Source organism: Pseudogemmobacter sp. TB195, assembly GCF_058313095.1.
This window is the reverse complement of record NZ_JBZEGG010000151.1, coordinates 1-605: the sequence shown is the minus strand read 5'-3', so window position 1 is coordinate 605 and position 605 is coordinate 1. Positions and strand designations below refer to the sequence as shown.

Genomic DNA, 605 nt, shown 5'->3' with positions numbered 1-605 from the left:
CGACCAGCTCAACAAGGCGTTCGGCGGCAAATAAGCAAGCACAGGCCAGCGGCGGCGAGGACCGGCGGCGTGAAGGCGTTTCAGGCGCCAAAAAGGCCCGGACGCGGAGCCGCTGCCGGAGAAAAACGCCCCCAACCAGCATGGTCGGAGTTGTTCCGGCCATCCACGCAGCCCACCCACCCGGAAGAAGCCGGACCCTGTCTCACGTCAGAAAACGTGGCGCGGGACAAGCCCGGGCATGACGCCGGAGAAGGAGGCGCGGAGGCGGGAATGGACCAGACCAGCAACATGTCATCCGCGTCGGGCAGGCGGCCCTTCCCGATGTCTCGCCCTTCATCCCGCCTGGCGCCAGGCCACAAGCGGCGTTGCCCAGCGCCATGACCAGGACCGCGGCGACCGTGGCCGTTTTCCTTCTTCTGGCAGTCGCCAGCCTGTTCGCCGGCGTCAGCGACCTGACGCCCGGCGCCGTGCTGGCCGGCGATCCGGCGGCGATCAACCTGCTGCTGACCAGCCGGGCGCCGCGCACCATCGCGGTCGTGCTGGCCGGCGGCTCGGTGGCCATCGCCGGCCTCATCATGCAGATGCTGGCGCGCAACCGCTTCGCC

1 protein-coding gene is annotated in these 605 nt (G+C 69.6%); it reads left to right on the top strand.

Annotated features, from left to right (window positions below; translation table 11 throughout):
• Positions 1 to 377 precede the first annotated feature (377 nt).
• Positions 378 to 605: iron chelate uptake ABC transporter family permease subunit (locus tag AC4FS3_RS29100; protein ID WP_491023434.1), on the top strand; the 228-nt coding region annotated here is incomplete at its 3' end.